Origin of the sequence: Aquabacterium soli (genome assembly GCF_003933735.1) — a bacterium.
In the GTDB taxonomy this organism is placed as follows: domain Bacteria; phylum Pseudomonadota; class Gammaproteobacteria; order Burkholderiales; family Burkholderiaceae_C; genus Aquabacterium; species Aquabacterium soli.
Map to the genome: position 1 here is coordinate 1 of NZ_RSED01000019.1, position 18,588 is coordinate 18,588.

At 66.8% G+C, this 18,588-nt stretch carries 13 protein-coding genes; 6 read left to right on the forward strand and 7 right to left on the reverse strand.

Annotated elements, in window-relative coordinates; translation table 11 throughout:
• Nucleotides 1-223: 223 nt before the first annotated feature.
• Together EIP75_RS18965 and yoaA are read left to right on the forward strand one after the other, a co-directional pair.
• The gene (locus EIP75_RS18965) at nt 224-3,028 is read left to right on the forward strand and encodes a zinc-dependent metalloprotease (RefSeq protein WP_233584952.1); all 2,805 of its coding nucleotides are present in this window, start codon (nt 224-226) and stop codon (nt 3,026-3,028) included.
• Between the two features lie 25 nt (nt 3,029-3,053).
• Nucleotides 3,054-5,162, forward strand: coding sequence for a DNA repair helicase YoaA (gene yoaA / locus EIP75_RS18970; RefSeq protein ID WP_125244864.1), 2,109 nt, complete (start codon nt 3,054-3,056; stop codon nt 5,160-5,162).
• 13 nt (nt 5,163-5,175) lie between these two features.
• Here the strand turns inward: yoaA and panC are convergent, their stop codons facing one another.
• Entirely contained in the window at nt 5,176-6,051 is an 876-nt protein-coding gene (gene panC / locus EIP75_RS18975) for a pantoate--beta-alanine ligase (protein ID WP_125244865.1), read from the reverse strand.
• A 24-nt stretch (nt 6,052-6,075) separates the two neighbouring features.
• Nucleotides 6,076-6,921: a 3-methyl-2-oxobutanoate hydroxymethyltransferase gene (gene panB, locus EIP75_RS18980; RefSeq protein WP_125244866.1), complete on the reverse strand. Its 846-nt coding sequence runs from the start codon at nt 6,919-6,921 to the stop codon at nt 6,076-6,078.
• Nucleotides 6,922-7,086: 165 nt separating this feature from the next.
• Here panB and EIP75_RS18985 point away from each other — a divergent pair, with 165 nt between their 5' ends.
• Nucleotides 7,087-8,013, forward strand: coding sequence for a sterol desaturase family protein (locus EIP75_RS18985; protein WP_125244867.1), 927 nt, complete (start codon nt 7,087-7,089; stop codon nt 8,011-8,013).
• Here the strand turns inward: EIP75_RS18985 and EIP75_RS18990 are convergent.
• The 3 genes from EIP75_RS18990 to EIP75_RS19000 all read right to left on the reverse strand — a co-directional run bounded on the left by EIP75_RS18990 (nt 7,998) and on the right by EIP75_RS19000 (nt 9,849).
• A complete protein-coding gene (locus tag EIP75_RS18990; RefSeq protein ID WP_420797180.1) occupies nt 7,998-8,894 on the reverse strand; it encodes a segregation and condensation protein A in 897 nt (298 codons plus the stop codon). The genes EIP75_RS18985 and EIP75_RS18990 overlap by 16 nt on opposite strands.
• Nucleotides 8,891-9,103, reverse strand: a complete 213-nt coding sequence (locus EIP75_RS18995) for a DUF3460 family protein (protein ID WP_125244868.1) — start codon at nt 9,101-9,103, stop codon at nt 8,891-8,893. Before EIP75_RS18995 ends, EIP75_RS18990 begins: the two co-directional genes overlap by 4 nt.
• A gap of 74 nt (nt 9,104-9,177) precedes the next feature.
• A complete protein-coding gene (locus EIP75_RS19000) occupies nt 9,178-9,849 on the reverse strand; it encodes a hypothetical protein (RefSeq protein WP_158622911.1) in 672 nt (223 codons plus the stop codon).
• Between the two features lie 126 nt (nt 9,850-9,975).
• Between EIP75_RS19000 and EIP75_RS19005 the strand changes: the two genes are divergently transcribed.
• On the forward strand, nt 9,976-11,019 hold the full coding sequence (locus EIP75_RS19005; protein ID WP_158622912.1) for a CYTH domain-containing protein: 1,044 nt from the start codon (nt 9,976-9,978) through the stop codon (nt 11,017-11,019).
• A 7-nt stretch (nt 11,020-11,026) separates the two neighbouring features.
• Here EIP75_RS19005 and EIP75_RS19010 read toward each other — a convergent pair whose 3' ends face one another.
• Both EIP75_RS19010 and metG read right to left on the reverse strand, forming a co-directional pair.
• A complete protein-coding gene (locus EIP75_RS19010) occupies nt 11,027-12,739 on the reverse strand; it encodes a SulP family inorganic anion transporter (protein WP_125244945.1) in 1,713 nt (570 codons plus the stop codon).
• Between the two features lie 102 nt (nt 12,740-12,841).
• Nucleotides 12,842-14,977 (reverse strand): methionine--tRNA ligase, encoded by a 2,136-nt coding sequence (metG, locus tag EIP75_RS19015; RefSeq protein ID WP_125244871.1) that lies wholly within the window; start codon nt 14,975-14,977, stop codon nt 12,842-12,844.
• Nucleotides 14,978-15,129: 152 nt separating this feature from the next.
• On the opposite strand from metG, the gene apbC reads away from it, so the two are divergent.
• On the forward strand, nt 15,130-16,272 hold the full coding sequence (apbC, locus tag EIP75_RS19020) for an iron-sulfur cluster carrier protein ApbC (RefSeq protein ID WP_125244872.1): 1,143 nt from the start codon (nt 15,130-15,132) through the stop codon (nt 16,270-16,272).
• 55 nt (nt 16,273-16,327) lie between these two features.
• Nucleotides 16,328-18,586: a sensor histidine kinase gene (locus EIP75_RS19025; RefSeq protein ID WP_125244873.1), complete on the forward strand. Its 2,259-nt coding sequence runs from the start codon at nt 16,328-16,330 to the stop codon at nt 18,584-18,586.
• Nucleotides 18,587-18,588 lie beyond the last annotated feature (2 nt).

Sequence of the window (18,588 nt, forward strand, 5' to 3'; positions counted from 1 at the left end):
CATCCCGCCGGCGCATTGAGCGCCCCTGAAGGGCACACACACCAACCGGCTGCAGGCTGCCACGCCTGCAGCCGGTTTTTTCATCCCCCTTCGGAGGGAATGCCGCAGGTGGTAAGGTGAAGGCTGTCCGCTCGCTTGTGCACACGCCTCGCCACACCCGATGTCCGTCTGCCCCCCCTTTCTCTCTTTTGCCATTCGGCGCAGTTCGATACAGCTGCTCACCATGGGCCTCGCAGGCAGCCTGTTGAGCGGTTGCGCCTTGGTGCGTCCCCTGACAGACCTGCTGCCCGATGTGTTGCCCGCCCCAGCGCCAACGCCCACCACCGTGGCGGTGGCCGGGCTGCCCGCCGGAGTGCCTGCACAAGTCAGCCTGCTGACGCCCCCTGGCGCGGCCACCCCTGCCCCATCTTCTGGCCAGGCCCCCGCGTTCGACACCGTGGTTCGAGGCGCTGAACGCAGCGATGGATTGCTGCCGATCTGGCGGCGGCAGGACAAGGTGTGGATCGAGCTGGCGCCCGCTGATTTCGGACGGGCTTTTTTCCTGTCACCCAAGATGCGCACAGGGCTGGGCGAGGCCGGCTTTTTTGGCGGCTTGCTGGCCAACCGCAATGCGCAGGTGGGCCGGCCCCAATGGGTCGAGTTCCGGCGCGTCAATCAGCAGGTGCAACTGGTGGCCATCAACGCCAGTTTCACGGCCACGCCGGGCACGCCCCAGGCACTGGCGGTGCAGGATGCTTTTTCGCACAGCCTGCTGGCCAGCGTGCCCATCGCCAGTCAGCCTCAAGGCAGCGAGGGCAAGGTGCTGGTGGAGCTCTCCAGCCTGATGTCCGGCGACTTGCTGGGCCTGGGCCTGCAACTGCAGCGCACCTTCCGGCAGGGCTATGCGCTCGACGCCCGCAACAGCGGCGTGACGCAGGCCCGCACGACGACCTCCGGCTTGCTGCTCGAAGTGCAGCAGCACTACGCCACGGGTTCGCTCACATCGTCGGCACCGTCCAGTGGCGCACAACCGGCCATTCCCACGGTGCTGCCCGATCCGCGCAGCCTGTTCCTGACGGTGCAATACACGCTCAGCCCCCTGCCTGCGCAAGCCATGGCCCCGCGGCTGGCCGATGCGCGCATCGGCCACTTCATCTCCACGGTGGCTGACTTCACGAACGACCTGGCACGCACGCCGCGGGTCCGCTACGTGAACCGCTGGCGCCTGGAAAAGAAGGATCCTCAGGCGGCCATTTCCGAACCCGTGCGCCCTCTGGTCTTCTGGCTGGACCGCAACATCCCTGATGATTACCGGCCGACCATCCGCGATGCCGTGCTGGCCTGGAACGCGGCCTTCGAGGCCATCGGCTTCAAGAACGCGATCCAGGTGCGCGACAGCACCGCCGATCAACCGCTGGACATCGTCGGCAATGGCCAGGCCATCATCCGCTGGATGACCAACGCCCGCCCGACGTTCGGAGCCATCGGCCCCTCTCATGTGGACCCTCGCACCGGCGAGATCCTCACGGCCGAGGTGGCGCTCGAGAGCCTGTCAGCCCGCGCCATCCGTGCGGTTCGGAGCCAGGTGTTCAGCGGCGAAGACAGTGCGCAATCAAGGGCGCATCATTCAAAACCCGGCAGTGCCGACGCGGCGGATCCATCCACGCTGCCGTTCGAAGACCGGTGCGACCACGCCGAGATCGCCGCAGAACAGATGTCCTACGGGTTGGATGTTTGGGCCCTGGCCCACGACGTGCCCGGCGACCTGCCGCCCGACAGTGCCGAGGTCAGGTCCTTTGTGCTGGCGTACCTGCGTGACACCACCATGCACGAGGTCGGTCACGCGCTCGGACTGCGGCACAACTTCAAGGCCTCGCGCTGGCATACGCAGGCGCAATTGCTGGATGCCAAGCTCACTGCCCGCGAAGGCAACAGCGCCTCGGTGATGGACTATGCGGCCATCAACCTCAGCGCACCCGGCCAGCCCCCCGTCACACCATTCCAGACCACGCTGGGACCTTATGACTACTGGGCCATCGAATACGCCTACAAGCCTTTGCCCGGCGGCGCGGCCGAACAGAAGGATGCCCTGGACGCCATCGCGCGCCGCAGCGCCGCCCCCAAGCTCGCCCTGGCCCTGGCCTACGGCACCGACGAAGACAATGCGCTGGGGCTCGACCCCGAGGCATTGACATTCGACCTGGGACGTGACCCGATCGCCTTCGCCCGCACCCGCATGAGCATCGCCCGCGACCTCATCGCCCGGCAGACCACGGCTCCCCTGCGTCCGACCGACGACGCCGCCGTGCTGCGCCGCCGGGTGGGCTACGCATTGCGCGACATCGAGCGCACGGCCGAGATCCTCACCCGCCAGATTGGCGGTGTGGTGACGCGGCGCGGCACCGCAGCCAGCGGGCTGGATGCACTCGACCCCCTGCCCGCAGAGACCCAGCGCGCCGCCCTGAACCTGCTGCTGGACCAGATCCTGTCGCCCCACGGCCTCCAGCTGCCACCGGCCCTTCAACGCCGGCTCGCCCCCGACTACCTGGAGCGTGGCGAGAGCCTGTTCCTCGGCGGCGGCGTGTCACCGACAGATTTTTCCGCTGCCGTGCAACTGGGCGTGTTGCAGCGCAGCGTGCTCAGCGACCTGATGGCCGATGGTCTGGCCGACCGCCTGCTGGACAACATCGACAAGACACGCGACCGTGAACCGCGGCCTCTGACCCTGGGCGAGCTGCACCAACGCCTGCGCGCCACCATCTGGGCCAGCCCGGACAGCCCGCAGGAGCGCCTGGTGCCGCCGCCATGGCGACGCAACCTGCAGCGGGACCACGTCAACCGCCTGAGCGCGGCCTTGCTGCGCGGTGCCAACCGCGCCGACGTACGCGTGCAGTTGCGCCTGCAGGCCGAGCAACTGGCCAAGCTGCTCTCACGCCCGGGTGTGCTGGGATCCAAGGACCCTGCGAGCGTGGCCGAAGCACATCGCCGCGACTGCCTGGACACCCTGCAGCGGGCACTGGACGCCACCGTGGTGCGCAACAACCCTTGAGCCGATTCGAGACCCACCGAGCGCCATGACCGACGCCCGCACCGACGACCTTTCCGACGCGCCACCCGAGACGCCCGCTGCTCAGGCTGATCCCCTGGGCCTGCGCGCCCTGTTCGCAGCCGATGGCCCACTCGCACGTGCCCTGCCGGGCTACCGTGTCCGCCCACAGCAGGTCGAGATGGCCCAGGCCATCGCCATCGCCATCCGCGAGAGCAGCAGCGTCGTGCTGGAGGCCGGTACCGGCGTGGGCAAGACCGCAGCCTACCTGGTGCCCGCCTTGCTGCAAGGCGGCAAGGTGATCGTGTCGACAGGCACCAAGGCCCTGCAGGACCAGCTCTTCAACCGCGACCTGCCCAATGTGCGCGATGCACTGGCCCTGCCGCTCAAGGCCGCCCTGCTCAAGGGCCGCAGCAACTACCTGTGCTGGCACCACCTGGAGCGCACCAACCAGGAGGCCACCCAACTGGGCAGCCGCCAGGAGGTGCGCGATCTGGGCCAGATCAACAGATTCATCCACCTCACGCCCACAGGCGACAAGGCCGAGTGCGCCGCCGTGCCAGAGACCGCCTCCATCTGGATGCGCGTCACCTCCACGCGCGAGAACTGCCTGGGCAGCGAGTGCGGGCATTACAACGACTGCTTCGTGCTCAAGGCCCGCCGAGAGGCGCAAGACGCCGATGTCGTCGTCGTCAACCATCACCTGTTCTTCGCCGACCTGATGCTGCGCGAGGAAGGCGTGCCCGAACTGCTGCCCAATGCACAGACCGTGATCTTCGACGAAGCCCACCAGCTGCCCGACACGGCCACCATGTTCTTCGGCGACACCGTGTCCAGCGCCCAGCTGATGGACCTGCTGCGCGACACCAAGGCCATCGGCCTGGCCCATGCGCGCGATGCGCTGCACTGGCCCGATGCCATCGCACCCACCGACCTGGCGCTGAAAGACCTGCGCCTGTGCTTCGATGCCGGCATGTCCAAATGGTCGCAGGGGCAGTTGCCGCCATCGCACCCGGTGTGGAAAGCCGTGGACACCCTGCGCAATACCTTGCGCGAACTGCGCGATGTGCTCGATGCCCAGTCTGAGCGCAGCCCCGATCTGGCCAACCTGCACCGCCGAGCCAACGACCTTATGCAGCGCCTGTGCCTGTGGGGTCACCCCGAGCGCGCCGACCAGCCCGAACTGTGCTGGCTGGATGTCAGCCAACTGGGGGTGCAGTTGCACCGCACACCGATCTCGGTGGCCGACGTGTTCCGGCGGCAACGACTGGGTGATGAAACAGGCGGCGAAGCACAGTCTCACGAGGATGCCCCGGCATGGGCCGATGACGAAGAGCAGGACGCGCCACCGCCGGATATCCCGCCCCGCAAGGCCTGGATCTTCACATCCGCCACGCTGGCGGTGCGCCAGGATTTCAGCCACTTCCAGGAAGCCTTGGGCCTGCAGGATGCGCAATGCCAGGCGTGGTCCAGCCCATACGACTACCCGTCACAGGCCATGCTCTATGTGCCGCAGCAACTGCCCCTGCCCACGGCACCCGGTCACACCGACGCCGTGGTCGATGCCGCTCTGCCACTGATCATCGCCAATGGAGGCCGCGCCTTCCTGCTGTGCACCAGCCACCGCGCCGTGCAGCGCGCGGCCGAGCGGCTCAAGCAGCGCATCGAGGCCGAAGGGCTGAACCTGAGCGTGCTGACCCAGGGCGATGCGCCCCGTCCCATGCTGCTGGATGATTTCCGCCGCCTGCGCCGCGCCGTGCTGGTGGGCAGCCACAGTTTCTGGGAAGGCATCGACGTGAAGGGCGATGCGCTCACGCTGGTGATCATCGACAAGCTGCCTTTCGCGCCACCTGATGACCCCGTGCTGGCCAAGCGGCTGGAGTTGCTGGAGCAAAGCGGCGGCAACCCCTTCATGGAGCATCAGGTGCCCCAGGCCATCATCGCGCTCAAACAGGGTGCAGGCCGGCTGATCCGCAGCGAGACCGACCACGGCGTGCTGATGATCTGCGACACCCGGCTGATCGACAAGCCCTACGGTCGGCGCATCTGGCAAAGCCTGCCCCCCATGCGCCGCAGCCGCGTGCAGGCCGAGGCGGTGGATTTTCTGATGTCATTGAAGCAGCAGGCATCGGCCTGACGGCTTCAAGCGCTCACAGCTCCAGGTTGTCGATCAGGCGAGTGGTGCCCAGGCGGGCTGCGGTGAGCGCCACCAGCGGCTGTTGCCGCGCGATGTCGTCGGCCGAAGGCACCAGCAGGTCCTGCTGGCGGCGCACCAGCACGTAGTCGGGCTTCCAGCCGCGGCTGGCCAGCGTGGCCATGGCCTGCTGCTCAAGCAGCGCCAGCGAATCGACGGACAAGCCGCCCGCCGCACGCTGCGCCACCACGGTTTCCTGCACACGGCGCAAGGTCGCGCTCAGTTGCACGGCCTCGGCGCGCTCGGCCGGGCTCAGGTAGCCATTGCGCGACGACAGCGCCAGGCCATCGTCAGCGCGCAGCGTCTCGCCGCCCAGCACCTCGATGGGCAGGCCCATCTGACGCACCATGTTGCGCAGCACCATGAGCTGCTGGTAATCCTTCTTGCCGAATATGGCGGCGCCTGGCTGCACGATGTTGAAGAGTTTGTGCACCACGGTGCACACGCCGGTGAAGAACCCCGGACGGAACGCGCCCTCCAGGATGTCGCCCAGCTCGGCGGGCGCGACCACCTTGTAGCCCTGCGGCTGCGGGTAGAGCTCGGCCTCGGATGGGGCGAACAACACGTCGCAGCCGGCCTGGGCCAGCAACTGCGCGTCGCGCTCGAGCGTGCGCGGATAGGTGTCGAAATCTTCGTTGGGACCGAACTGCAGGCGGTTCACGAAGATGCTGGCCACCACCGGGGCGCCTCGGGCCGCGGCCACCTCACGGGCCTGCCGCACCAGGGCCAGGTGCCCTTCGTGCAGGTTGCCCATGGTGGGCACGAACACCGGCCGTGCAGGCGCCTGGTCCAGGCGTTCGCGCAGTTCGCGGATGGTGTGGAGGGTTTGCATGCGTTCAGGCCTCGCGGTGTCTGCTCAATAGCCGTGGAGGGATTCGTCGGGGAAGCGTACGCCCTTGACCTCGCTGACATAGCGGCGGATGGCATCTTCGATCGAGCCGCCCTCGGCCATGAAATTGCGCGCGAAGCGGGGCAGCTTGCCGCGCGTGACATGCAGCATGTCGTGCAGCACCAGCACCTGGCCTGCAGTTCCCGAGCCCGCGCCGATGCCGATGGTCATCAGACCGGGGTTGTCGGCCTGCACCTGGCTGGCCACGGCCGAAGGCATCAGCTCGAGCACCATCATGGCGGCGCCTGCCTGGGCCAGCTCGCTCGCATGGCGGCGCAGCGTGTCGGCGCCTGCCTGGTCGCGGCCCTGGATGCGAAAGCCCCCTAGTGCGTGCACGGTCTGGGGTGTGAGCCCGAGGTGGGCACAGACGGGGATGCCGCGCTCGGTCAGGAAGTACACCGTCTCAGGCGTCCACCCGCCACCTTCGAGCTTGATCATCTGGGCGCCGGCCTGCATCAGGGCGACACAGGACCGCAGCGCCTGTTCCTTGCCTTCCTGGTAGCTGCCGAAAGGCAGATCGGACACGATCCAGGCGTGGCGGTTGCCTCGCACCACGCAACGCGTGTGGTAGACCATGTCGTCCAGCGTGACGGGCACGGTGCTGGTGTGGCCCTGCACCAGCATGCCGAGCGAATCGCCCACCAGGATGGTGTCCACGCCGCACTCGTCCATCAACCGGGTGAACATGGCGTCGTACGACGTGAGCATGGTGATCTTCTCGCCACGGGCGTGCATCTCGCGCAGGCGGTGCAGCGTCATCGGGCGGCGCTCGGCGGGTGGGGCCGTGGGGGTGCCAGTGGCTGTCGTCGTCATGGATTGCATATCCTCAGCACGCGGCGCCAAGGCCGCCGGAAGTGGCGCGATTCTAGGCCTGCTGAACGCCTGTCGCAGAAAATTCACGGGAAAGCCCGCAAACGCTTCACGCACCATCAGGCGAACAATGCCCGGCATGCAACGGGGATGAACGGGAGACACATCATGGCGCTGGGATGGGAGCAGATGATCCTGATGCTGATGGGCCCCCTGTTCGCGGTGTGCATGGCGCTGGAAGCCTGGTGGCAGTCACGCCCGGGGCGACGACAGACCTACACGGCGGACGGCACGGCCACGAACATCGCGTTGCTGTTGGGCTACGCGCTGGCAGATGGTTGCGCGTGGGCCCTGCTGACAGGACTGTTTTATACCGTGCACGAGCATCGGGTAATGGACGTTCCCGTCAATGCCTTGGGGCTGCTGGGTCTGCTGTTGGCGCAGGACTTCTGCCACTACTGGTTCCACCGCGCCAGCCACCGTGTGCGCTGGTTGTGGGCCAGCCATGTCACGCACCATTCCAGCCAGACCCTGAACCTGTCGACGGCACTGAGGCAGAGCCCCGCGTCACCCGTCTCGGGCATATGGCTGTTCTGGTTGCCTCTGGCCTGGCTGGGCTTCGAGCCTATGCACGTGATGCTGTGCGTGGCCGCGAGCCTGGTCTTCCAGTTCTTCGTGCACACGCAATCCATCGGCAAGCTGCCCGGCCTCATCGAGGCGGTGTTCAACACCCCGTCACACCACCGGGTGCACCATGCCCGCAACCCACAGTACATCGACCGCAACTACGCAGGCGTTTTCATCATCTGGGACAAAATGTTCGGCACCTTCGTGCCCGAGGTGGCGCCTTGCGAGTACGGCATCGTGCGCCAGGTGTACACCCGCAATCCGCTGGTGATGGTGTTTCACGAATGGGCCGACCTGCTGCATGACGTGGCACGCCCCGGCAAGTTGAGCGCAAGGCTGAAGCATCTGTGGGCTCCGCCGGAATGGCAGCGCCCCTATCAGGATCGCCCGGTCAGGCGAAAGGCACCGTCCGGGCCCATGCTGTCTTACGACGGCACGGAAGACTGGCCCATTCACGCAGGCTGGTAGGCCAGGCGCACATAAATCGGGGCGAACGCCTCGGCCTGGGTCACCTCGAGCAGGCGTTCGCGCGCCAGCTCCAGCATCGCGATGAAGGTGACCACCAGCACCTGCGGGCCACGAGCAGGGTCGAACAGGTGCTCGAACTCCACGAAGCGCTTGCCCTGCAGGGTGCGCAGCACGAAGCCCATGTGCTCGCGCACGGACAACTCTTCACGCGTGATGGTGTGGTGGGTGTGCAGCTTGGCGCGCTTGAGGATGTCGACCCAGGCCTCGCGCAGCTCGTCGAGGGCGACATCAGGGTGGCGTACGCGCACAGTGGGGTCGTTGTGGATCTGCACCCGCAAGAAATCGCGGCCCAGCAAAGGCGCCTGCTGGAGCCTGGCCGCGGCCAGCTTCATCTGCTCGTACTCGATCAGCCGGCGAACCAGCTCGGCGCGTGGATCTTCCGGCTCCTGGCCCTCTTCCACCCTCTTGGGCGGCAGCAGCATCCGCGACTTGATCTCGATGAGCATGGCGGCCATCAAGAGGTAATCGGACGCGAGCTCCAGGTTGCTCTTGCGGATCTGGTCCACGTAGGCCAGGTACTGCCGTGTGACATCCGCCAGCGGGATGTCTAGGATGTTGAAGTTCTGCTTGCGGATCAGGTAGAGCAACAGATCCAGCGGCCCCTCGAAGGTCTCGAGGAACACCTCCAGCGCGTCAGGCGGGATGTAGAGGTCGGTGGGCATGGCGAACAGCGGTTCGCCATAGAGCCGCGCCACGGCCACGTGGTCGACCACCTGGGGCTGGCCCTTGGCGTCCAGCGCTGGTGGCGCAGCATGGCCCTCATCAGGGGCCAGCACGGCCTCGTTCACACCCGGTGCCCCGGCCTGATCCCGGCCACTCAGGCCTTGGGCCGCAGCCAGGAGAAGTAGACATACGGGGACTGGGCCACGTTGGCATCACGCCATTCGGCCTGCGCGTCGCGGTCCAGGTCCTTGTCCCACAGCAGGTTGCGGCCTTGGCGCTGGCGGTCTTCCAGTTGAGGATCGCGCTGCTTGAGGCTCTCGATGAACTGGGTGGCGTCGGACTTGTAGGGTTTCCAGAACAGCGGCATGGTGAAATCGCTCGGGTGGGCAGGGATCGGCCATTTTAGCGGGTCTGCCCGCCGGCATCCACCCACCTGCCTGCTCAACATTCACGCAGTTCGAGCACGCGGCCCCGGCGGGCGAAATCGTTGGGCTGACCCGCGATCCATTTGGCCAGCTCGTCCAGCAGCGGCACGGTCACGTCCGCAGCCTCGAACGCGATCACCCAGCGCGCAAGCCCTTCCAGGTTGTCCACCGTGAACCGCACGGTGGCATCGTCGTGGTTGGGCTTGAGGCGCACGCCGGCCTGCATGTCGGCCACGAAGCCATAGCGGACCTCGATCAGCTTGCCCGTGTCCGGATCCCGGATGGGTTCGGGAGTGCACTGCACGCAGCTCTGCTGGATGCGCCGCTCCAGCTTTTCGATGTCCGTCAGGAAGTTCTTGGTGAGCTGGACCTCCTGGCCCGTCCGGATATCGCAGTTCAGGGCGACATGGTCCGTGACCTGCTGCCCCTGGTAGGGGCGCTTGCGGATGTCCGGCCGGAACGACACCAGGCGCAGGCCGTCGAAGGCTGCCTTGCTGTCGAACACATAGCGTCCCCGAGCCACGGGCTGGAGCACGTCGAGCTGACTGCACAGGTCAACCCAGTACTTGAAGGTCATCTGGCAGGCCTGCTCGGTGATGTCGATGCGCGCCTGCAGCACCGCCTTGTCCACCCCTTGCCCCGCCCTGAGTTGGTCGGCCTGCTTTTTGAGATCGTTCAAAAAACTCACGATGTCTCTCGTTTGTCGCCCCTGTTGGGCGCAAGGATAACGCAGTGTGTCCAATTGCAAAGATGCAGGATGTCCAAAAAATCCGCGCGCCGGATGCAGGCACAGGCCTCCCCGCACAATGCGCCCATGCAAGAAATCGAACTGAAATTCCAGATCCCGCCTGACCGGATCGAGGCCGTGCGCAGTGCGGTGGCGCAGGCCGCCGCGAACATCGCCCCCCTGGGCCTGCAGGCTGCTTACTTCGACACCCCCGAGAGCCTGCTGGCACAGCACAGGATGGCCTTGCGCGTCAGGCGCGAGGGGCCCGACTGGGTCCAGACCTTCAAGGCGGCGGGCCGGGACGCCATGACACGCGTGGAAGACAACCAGCCTGCGCGAGCGCCACTGGACGGGCGTTTGAAACCGGATCTGTCACTGCACACAGCCCCCGCCGTGCGTCAGGCCCTGGGCCGCGCCTTTGGCATGCCGGACATCGGCGCCAGCACGGCGGCCGATCTGAACCTGCAGGCCGTGTACGAAACGCGTTTCGACCGCTGGACCAGCCGCCAGGCGCATCCGCTGGGCCAGGTCATCGTGTGCGTGGACGTGGGTTCCGTGGTGGCCGGCGATCTGAGCGAGCCCTTGAACGAGCTCGAGATCGAACTCGCCGACGGACAGGCGGTGGCGGTGATCGACACGGCCCGCCAGTGGGTGGACCAGCACGGCGTGTGGCTGGACATCCAGTCCAAGGCCTACCGCGGCACCCGGCTGGCCCAGGCGGCGCGCACCGGCCAGCCTGCCCCGGCCGCACCGGTGTCTCACGCCCTGGCCGATACCCTTGCCGACGATGGACGGCTGCAGTTGCGCAAGACCCTCTCGGCCGCGGTGGATGCCGCCGCGGGCAACTGGAGCGAGGTGGCCGCGGCGCGCCCCGGCTGGCCGCAGGCCCTGACGGCGTGGCACGACACCCTGGCACACCTGCTGGTGCTGGCAGAGCAGCACACATCGCTGCGAGAGGCCCTGACAGACACGACCTGGCAGGCCACGCAAACACTGCTCGATGAGTTGGCACGGCTGCAAGCCAGGGTCACGGAACTCACCACCGACGCCGAATTGCAAGCCCAGCGCCTGGCGCGTGCCCCGGGCACAACCCATTGGGGCCTGGATTTGCTGACAGCCCTGCGGCGCTGAGCCCCGATCACCCGCCCGCGAGTTCCGCGGCGCGCACCAGGGCCTGGTCCATCGTGGGCAGCACATTGGCCTGCCCGAAGCGGCCCTCATGTCCGCTGCGCCGGATCAGTCCCAGCGGCTGTTCATTCAGGCGGCACAGCAACAGCGTCTGGCCCTGCCGCTCCAGCGCACGCCGCAGTTGCAGCAGCGCATCCAGCCCCGAGGTGTCCATGGCCACCAGGCGCTGCAGATCGAGCACCAGCACGCGGGTGCCCTGAGGCAACTGCTCAGCCAAGGACTCCACCTTGCCCACCGCGCCAAAGAACAGCGCGCCATAGAGCTGGCAGACCTGGGTCTCTGCGGGCCAAACGGCACCCTGTGGCGGGGCCACCACCTCGGCACGGAACAGGGTGCTCATGCGGTAGATGAAGAACAGGCAGGCCAGCACCAGCCCCACCTCCACGGCCACGGTCAGGTCGAACACCACCGTCATCACGAAGGTGCCGACCAGGATGGTGCCGTAGGTGAGGTTGAACTTGCGCAGGCGCGCGAACTCATGCCACTCGCCCATGTTCCAGGCCACGAACAGCAGGATCCCCGCCAGCACCGGCAAAGGCACGTGCACGGCCAGCGGTGCCGCCACCAGCACGATCAGCAGCAGCGCCAGCGCGTGCACCATGCCGGCCACCGGGCTGGTGGCACCGGCGCGCACATTGGTCACCGTGCGTGCGATGGTGCCCGTGGCCGGAATGCCGCCAAAGAACGGGGCCACCACATTGGCCACGCCCTGGGCCATCAGTTCCTGGTTGGGGTCGTGGCGCGGGTGGTCGGCCATGTTGTCGGCCACGCGGGCACACAGCAGAGATTCGATCGAACCCAACAGTGCAATCGTCACGGTGGGCATGAAGAGCTGCCGCACACCATCCCAGGTGAATGAGGGCCATTCGAAGCCGGGCATCGCCTGCGGGATGCCGCCGAACTTGCTGCCGATGGTCTGCACCGGCAGATCCAGCAAGGCGGTCAGCCCCCCCAGCAGCAGCAGCGCCACGATGGGCCCTGGCATGCGCGAGGCCATCTTCAGCGAGCGCGTCAGGCGGGGCGACGCCACCGGCAAGTGTGGCGAGGTGAACAGCCTCGGCCACACGAACAGCAGCACCAGGGTGGCCGCCCCCAGGCCGAACGCGAAGACATTGAACTGGTGCTGATGCCCCCACAGCGTGCGGATCTGCCCGACGAAGTCGGCCGGCATGTGCGCCGGCATCAGCCCGAACAGGTCCTTGAGCTGGGACAGCGCGATCAGCACGGCGATGCCATTGGTGAAGCCGATGACGATGCTGACCGGGATGTAGCGCACCAGCACCCCCAGCTTGAACAGCCCGAGCAGGAACATCAGCGCCCCCGCCAGCACGGTCGAGATCAGCAGGTTGGCCAGGCCGTACTGCTCGACGATCCCGTAGACGATGACGATGAAGGCACCGGCCGGCCCGCCGATCTGCACGCTGGAGCCGCCCAGGGCCGAGATCAGGAAGCCCGCGATGATGGCCGTGAACAGCCCTGCCTCGGGCTTGACGCCCGAGGCAATGGCGAAGGCCATGGCCAGCGGCAGGGCCACGATGCCCACCGTGAGGCCGGCCCCCAGGTCCACGAAGAAGCGGCCGCGGTTGTAATCCTTGAGGGCATCGAGCAACCGGGGCCGAAACGGCGCCAGATCCAGGTGCTGCGCCCAGGCCAGGCCAGGCATGTCGGCCAACCGGCGCTTTGAAGGCGCCTGATCTGGTGGTGGCACGGGGGCACTGCTCATGGCGTCATCTTGCAGCAAGCCCCGGGCCAGGGCAACGCGAGATCAACGCACCCGCATGCCTGGTTGCGCACCCGCCACGGGCTCGAGCACATAGATGCCAGGCGTCGCCTTTTCATCCGCGTGCGACGCTGCCAGCACCATGCCCTCGCTGATGCCGAACTTCATCTTGCGCGGCGCCAGGTTGGCCACCATCACGGTGTGCTTGCCGATCAGGTCTTCAGGCTGGTAGGCCTCCTTGATGCCCGAGAACACATTGCGCGTGCGGCCCTCGCCCACATCCAGCGTCAGGCGCAGCAGCTTGGTGCTGCCTTCCACATGCTCGGCGTTGACGATCTTCGCGATGCGCAGATCGATCTTGGCAAAGTCGTCGATGGTGATCGTGGGGGCGATGTCCTCGCCGCCGGGCCGCCCCAAGGCGAGGTCCCCCTCGGGGGGCATGGGGGCAGCACCCTTATCGCCACCGGGCTTGGGGGCCTCAACCGCTGGCGCGGCCGGTGCCTCGAACAGGGCTTCGAGCAGCTTCGGATCGACACGCTGCATCAAGTGCTTGTACTCGCCGATGGTGTGCACGCCCAGCAGTTCCTGGCTCTTGGCCAGGCTCATCGGCGTCACGTTCAGGAAGGCTTCGACCTGGGCAGCCAGGGCCGGCAGCACGGGTTTCAGATAGATCGTGAGGATGCGGAAAGCCTCGATGCACACGGTGCAGACATCGTGCAGACGGGCATCCTGCCCCTCCTGCTTGGCCAGCTCCCAGGGCTTGTTCGCATCCACGTATTCATTCACGCGGTCGGCCAGCAGCATGATCTCGCGCAGCACCTTGCCCAGCTCGCGCTCTTCGTACAGGGCCGTCACGGTGGGCAGGCCGGCCTGCAGGGTGGCCAGCAGCGCCTTGCCGTCGTCGGCCAGGTGCTGGGTCAATCGGCCCTGGAAGCGTTTGCTAAGGAAGCCCGCGGCGCGGCTGGCAATGTTGATGTACTTGCCTACCAGGTCGCTGTTGACCCGCGCGACGAAATCGTCCTTGTTGAAATCGACATCCTCGACACGGCTGTTGAGCTTGGCGGCGATGTAGTAGCGCAGCCATTCGGCGTTCATGCCCAGGCTGAGATACTTGAGCGGATCCAGACCGGTGCCACGGCTCTTGGACATCTTCTCGCCGTTGTTCACGGTCATGAAGCCGTGCACGTTCACCTGGTTTGGCAGCTTACGGCCGCTGAACTGCAGCATGGCCGGCCAGAACAGGGTGTGGAAGTAGGTGATGTCCTTGCCGATGAAGTGCACCTGCTCCACCGCCGGATCGGCCATGAACTCGTCGAAGCTGCGCGATTCGCCGTAGGTGGCCTTGGGGCCGCCCGAGGCAAAGTAACTCTTGAGGGAGGCCAGGTAGCCGATGGGTGCGTCCAGCCACACATAGAAGTACTTGCCCGGCGCGTCCGGGATCTCGATGCCGAAGTAAGGTGCGTCGCGGCTGATGTCCCAGTCGCCCAGGCCGCCCTCGCCGTTCTCGTCCTTGGTGAACCACTCGCGGATCTTGTTGGCCACCTCGGACTGCAGCTTGCCATCGCGCGTCCAGTTCTGCAGGAACTCCACGCAGCGTGGATCGGACAGCTTGAAGAAATGGTGGTCGCTGGTCTTCATGACCGGCGTGGCGCCGCTGAGCGCGGAATAAGGGTTCTTCAACTCGGTGGGGGCGTAGACCGCACCGCACACCTCGCACGAATCACCGTACTGGTCCTTCGCACCGCACTTCGGGCACTCGCCCTTGATGAAGCGGTCGGGCAGGAACATGCCCTTGTCCGGATCGAAGAACTGCTCGATCGGGCGCACGGTGATCAGCCCGGCGGCCTTGAGCGCCAGGTAGACCTCGCGGGCCAGTTCGTGGTTCTCGGGGCTGTCGGTGCTGGACCAGTGGTCGAAGCTGATGTGGAACCCATCCAGATAGGGCTTGCGGCCCGCTGCGATGTCGGCCACGAACTGCTGCGGAGTCTTGCCGGCCTTCTCGGCCGCGATCATGATCGGCGCGCCGTGCGCGTCGTCCGCGCCCACGAAGTGCACCTGGTTGCCCTGCATGCGCTGGAACCGCACCCAGATGTCGGCCTGGATGTACTCCATGATGTGGCCGATGTGGAAGTGGCCATTGGCGTAGGGCAGCGCGGTGGTGACGAAAAGCTGGCGTGGCATGTTGAGCGATGGTGGGTGGCTGCAAGGCAACGCGCGGAGCGTTGAATGGCCACAGTAAGAAGACCCTTGCCATTTTAGGGCGCTAGACTGACAGTCCGGGCGACGAGCCTGTTGCCGCCCCGCGCCTTCCGCAGTTTTCCGCCCTGATCCGCATGAGTTTCACCCCCCGCACCGCCACCGAGACCGCCCTGGTCGACGCCCTCAAGACCGTGACCGACCCGTTGACCGGCCGCGACTGGGTGTCCACGCGCCAGCTTCAGAACCTCGTGGTCGATGGGTCGACGGCGGTGCTCGACATCGTCCTGGGCTACCCGGCGCGCAGCCAGTGGCCCGCCTACACCGCCCTGATCAACCAGGCACTCAAAGGCGTGGCCGGCATCGACGATGTCGCCGTGAACTGGCAGCTCAAGGTCATCACCCATGCCGTGCCGCGGGGCATGACCGCCCTACCCGGCGTCAAGAACCTGGTCGCCGTGGCCTCCGGCAAGGGCGGCGTTGGCAAGAGCACCACCGCCGTCAACCTGGCCCTGGCGCTGGCCGCCGAAGGCGCGCGCGTGGGCATGCTCGATGCCGACATCTACGGCCCCAGCCAGCCGCTGATGCTGGGCCTGTCCGGCAAACCCGACAGTCCGGACGGCAAGACCATCACACCGCCGGTCAACCATGGCATCCAGATGATGTCGATCGGCCTGCTGGTGGCCGACCAGGCCCCCACCATCTGGCGCGGCCCCATGGCCACACAGGCGCTCGACCAATTGCTGCGCCTGTCCAATTGGGGCGAGCCCGATCAGCCGCTGGACTACCTGATCGTGGACATGCCCCCGGGCACCGGCGACATCCACCTGACCCTCAGCCAGCGCGCCCCGCTCACGGCCGCCGTGGTCGTGACCACGCCGCAGGACATCGCCCTGCTCGATGCCCGCAAGGGCCTGCGCATGTTCGAGAAGGTCAGCGTGCCGGTGTTGGGCGTGGTCGAGAACATGGCCGTCTACCATTGCCCGCAGTGCGGCCATGAGGCCCACATCTTTGGCGAGCATGGCGGCCAGCGCCTGGCCGATGAAGGCGGCGTGACCCTGTTGGGCTCGCTGCCGCTGGACCTCAAGATCCGCGAGCAGGCCGACTCTGGCCGGCCCACCCTGGTGTCCGATCCCGACAGCCGCGCCGCAGAACTTTACAGAGAGATCGCCCGCCGGGCCGCTGCCCTGGTCTCGCTGCTGCCCAAGGACTACTCTTCCAAGCTGCCCGGTGTGCAGGTGATCCAGCCTGCCGCCGCGCCCACGCCACCCAAGGGTTGAACCTTTGCCGCGCCGGGCGGCTCCAACACTTCACACCTCCGCATTGCGTTGCCTCATGGACCTGAGCCCTTCTGACGACTGGTTTGACCTGGTCCCCTCGGCCCTCGCCGAGTTCGATGAGCAGGGCCGCTGGCTGCGGCACAACCATGCGTTCGCCACCCTGGTGGAGCGGACACCCACCCCCGGCCAGCACCTGGCCACCACCGCGTCCCATATACAGCAGTTGACAGGCTGGGACACCCCCCTGGGCCTGCTCGGCCTGCGCCCGGGCGAAGGCGCCTTCCCAACGCGCGTGCATGTCACGCGCGACGATCTGGTGCCCTGTGTGCTGATGGGCAGGGTGCACGCGGCGGCATCGCTCACCACGGACGGCGAACGCAAACTGCTGTGCATCGCCTGGAGCGCCACGCCCAGCACCACGGGCGATGGCATCGAACCCGGCCACCCCGCGCTAGACACCGAACCGCTGCTGCATGAGCTCACCACCATCCTGGAAAGCTCGCCCGCCGGCATCGCCTACCTGCGGGCCGACACCCTGGTGCGCTGCAACCGCCGCTTCGAGCGCATGCTCGGCGTCGAGCCAGGCACATTGACCGGCCAGCAGCTGGAGGCCCTGCTGGGCCATGACCCACGCATCAAACGCGTGGCCACGGAATCCGTTGCACGCCTTCAGCACGAAGCCCAGTACGAAAGCGAGCTGGAGATCGACGTGCCCGGCAGGCCGACCATGTGGTACGCCTTGTCGATCAAGCGCATCGGCAGTTCGGCCGGCCCGCTGGAAGCCATCGCCGTGCTGTCGGACATCACCCGCATCCGCACGCAAAAGGCCCAGCTCGAAGCCATGGGACGCGACCTGGCCCTGCAGGCCGACCGCACGCGAGCCATCCTCGATTCGGTCTTCGTGGGCATCGTCACCTTGGACGCCAATGGCATCTCGTGGATGAACCGCTCTGCCCGGCGCATGTTCGGCGGCACCCTGCCCGATTTCGTCGGACAGCCCTTGTCCACCGTGGCCACCACGGACCTGGACCACCCCTTCCGCATGACCGAATACCTCGACGACCTGCTCGACGGTCAGTCGCACACCTTCGAGTGCCAGGTCATGGGGCGTGACGGCCGGGTGTTCTGGGTGGTGGGCAACGCCGTGGTCACGCTGGGCGAGTTCAACCAGCGTCAGACCACCTACGCCCTGCTGGACATCGACCGCCGCCGCCAGGCCGAGGCCCGTTCGGCCGACGCCGAAGCCACGCTCAAGCGCATCATCGAAATGGCGCCCATGGCCATCAGCGTCCTTGAGGCCTCGACATTGCGCGTGCTGCAGGCCAACAAGGGCGCGGCCGGCTTCCTGCAGCGGGATCCTGCCCAGGCGGTGGGCGAACCGCCCGAAACCCTGTTCCCTGAGGCCCGGGCGCGCCAGCTCCGTCTGGAGATGCAGAATGCCCTGGACACCAATGCACCCGTGCACCTGGAACACAAGGTCGCCCTGAGCAACGGCCCTGGCCAGGAGAACGCCAAGGCGCCATCCCAGATCTGGGATGTGAACTACCTGCCGCTGGGCAGCGAAGACCAGCCAGCCGACCAACTGCTGGTGGTGGCATCGGACATCACCGAGCAACGCGCGGCAGAAAAGGCCCGGCTGGACGCCGCCATCGCCCAACGCGAGATGCTGGTGCGCGAGGTGCACCACCGCATCAAGAACAACCTGCAGGGCGTGGCTGGACTGCTTCAGCAGATCGCCCAGCGCAAGCCCGAGGTGGCGCCCGCCATTTCCGAGGTGGTCGGCCAGGTGCAGGCCATCGCGCAGGTCTACGGCCTGCAGGTGGGGGCCGGCGGCCCACTGCGCCTGCACAGCGTGGTCGAGGCCATCGCCTCTTCCGTACAGAAGACCTTCGGGCACCCGATCGCCCTGACGCTCGAGGGGCCCCAGGTCAACGACTGGCAGCTGCCCGAAGCCGAATCCATCCCGATCGCCCTGAGCCTCAATGAGCTGCTCACCAATGCCCACAAGCACAGCGACAAGGGCTCGCCCATCGCCTGCGGCCTGAGCAGCGACGAGCAGGGCGTCACCATCTGCATCCGCAACCGTGGCCACATGCCGGAGGGCTTCACGATGGACCGCATCCGGGGCGGTGTGTCGGGCCTGGGCCTGGTGCGCGCGCTGCTGCCCCGGCGCAGCTCAAGCATACAGATCCAGCAAGAGGGCACCCAGGTGCTCACCCGTTTGCAGCTGACCCCGCCTGGCATCAGTTTGTCGCCCTACCCCCCGAACTTGGGTGAACCTGCTGGTCAACAGTTCGCTCTTTGGCCACAATAGGG

Coding starts and splice junctions, on each gene's coding strand:
- EIP75_RS18965 (WP_233584952.1), top strand. CDS start 224: ATGGGCCTCGCAGGCAGCCTGTTGAGCGGTTGCGCCTTGGTGCGTCCC.
- yoaA (WP_125244864.1), top strand. CDS start 3,054: ATGACCGACGCCCGCACCGACGACCTTTCCGACGCGCCACCCGAGACG.
- panC (WP_125244865.1), bottom strand. CDS start 6,051: ATGCAAACCCTCCACACCATCCGCGAACTGCGCGAACGCCTGGACCAG.
- panB (WP_125244866.1), bottom strand. CDS start 6,921: ATGACGACGACAGCCACTGGCACCCCCACGGCCCCACCCGCCGAGCGC.
- EIP75_RS18985 (WP_125244867.1), top strand. CDS start 7,087: ATGGCGCTGGGATGGGAGCAGATGATCCTGATGCTGATGGGCCCCCTG.
- EIP75_RS18995 (WP_125244868.1), bottom strand. CDS start 9,103: ATGCCGCTGTTCTGGAAACCCTACAAGTCCGACGCCACCCAGTTCATC.
- EIP75_RS19005 (WP_158622912.1), top strand. CDS start 9,976: ATGCAAGAAATCGAACTGAAATTCCAGATCCCGCCTGACCGGATCGAG.
- EIP75_RS19010 (WP_125244945.1), bottom strand. CDS start 12,739: ATGCCTGGCCTGGCCTGGGCGCAGCACCTGGATCTGGCGCCGTTTCGG.
- metG (WP_125244871.1), bottom strand. CDS start 14,977: ATGCCACGCCAGCTTTTCGTCACCACCGCGCTGCCCTACGCCAATGGC.
- apbC (WP_125244872.1), top strand. CDS start 15,130: ATGAGTTTCACCCCCCGCACCGCCACCGAGACCGCCCTGGTCGACGCC.
- EIP75_RS19025 (WP_125244873.1), top strand. CDS start 16,328: ATGGACCTGAGCCCTTCTGACGACTGGTTTGACCTGGTCCCCTCGGCC.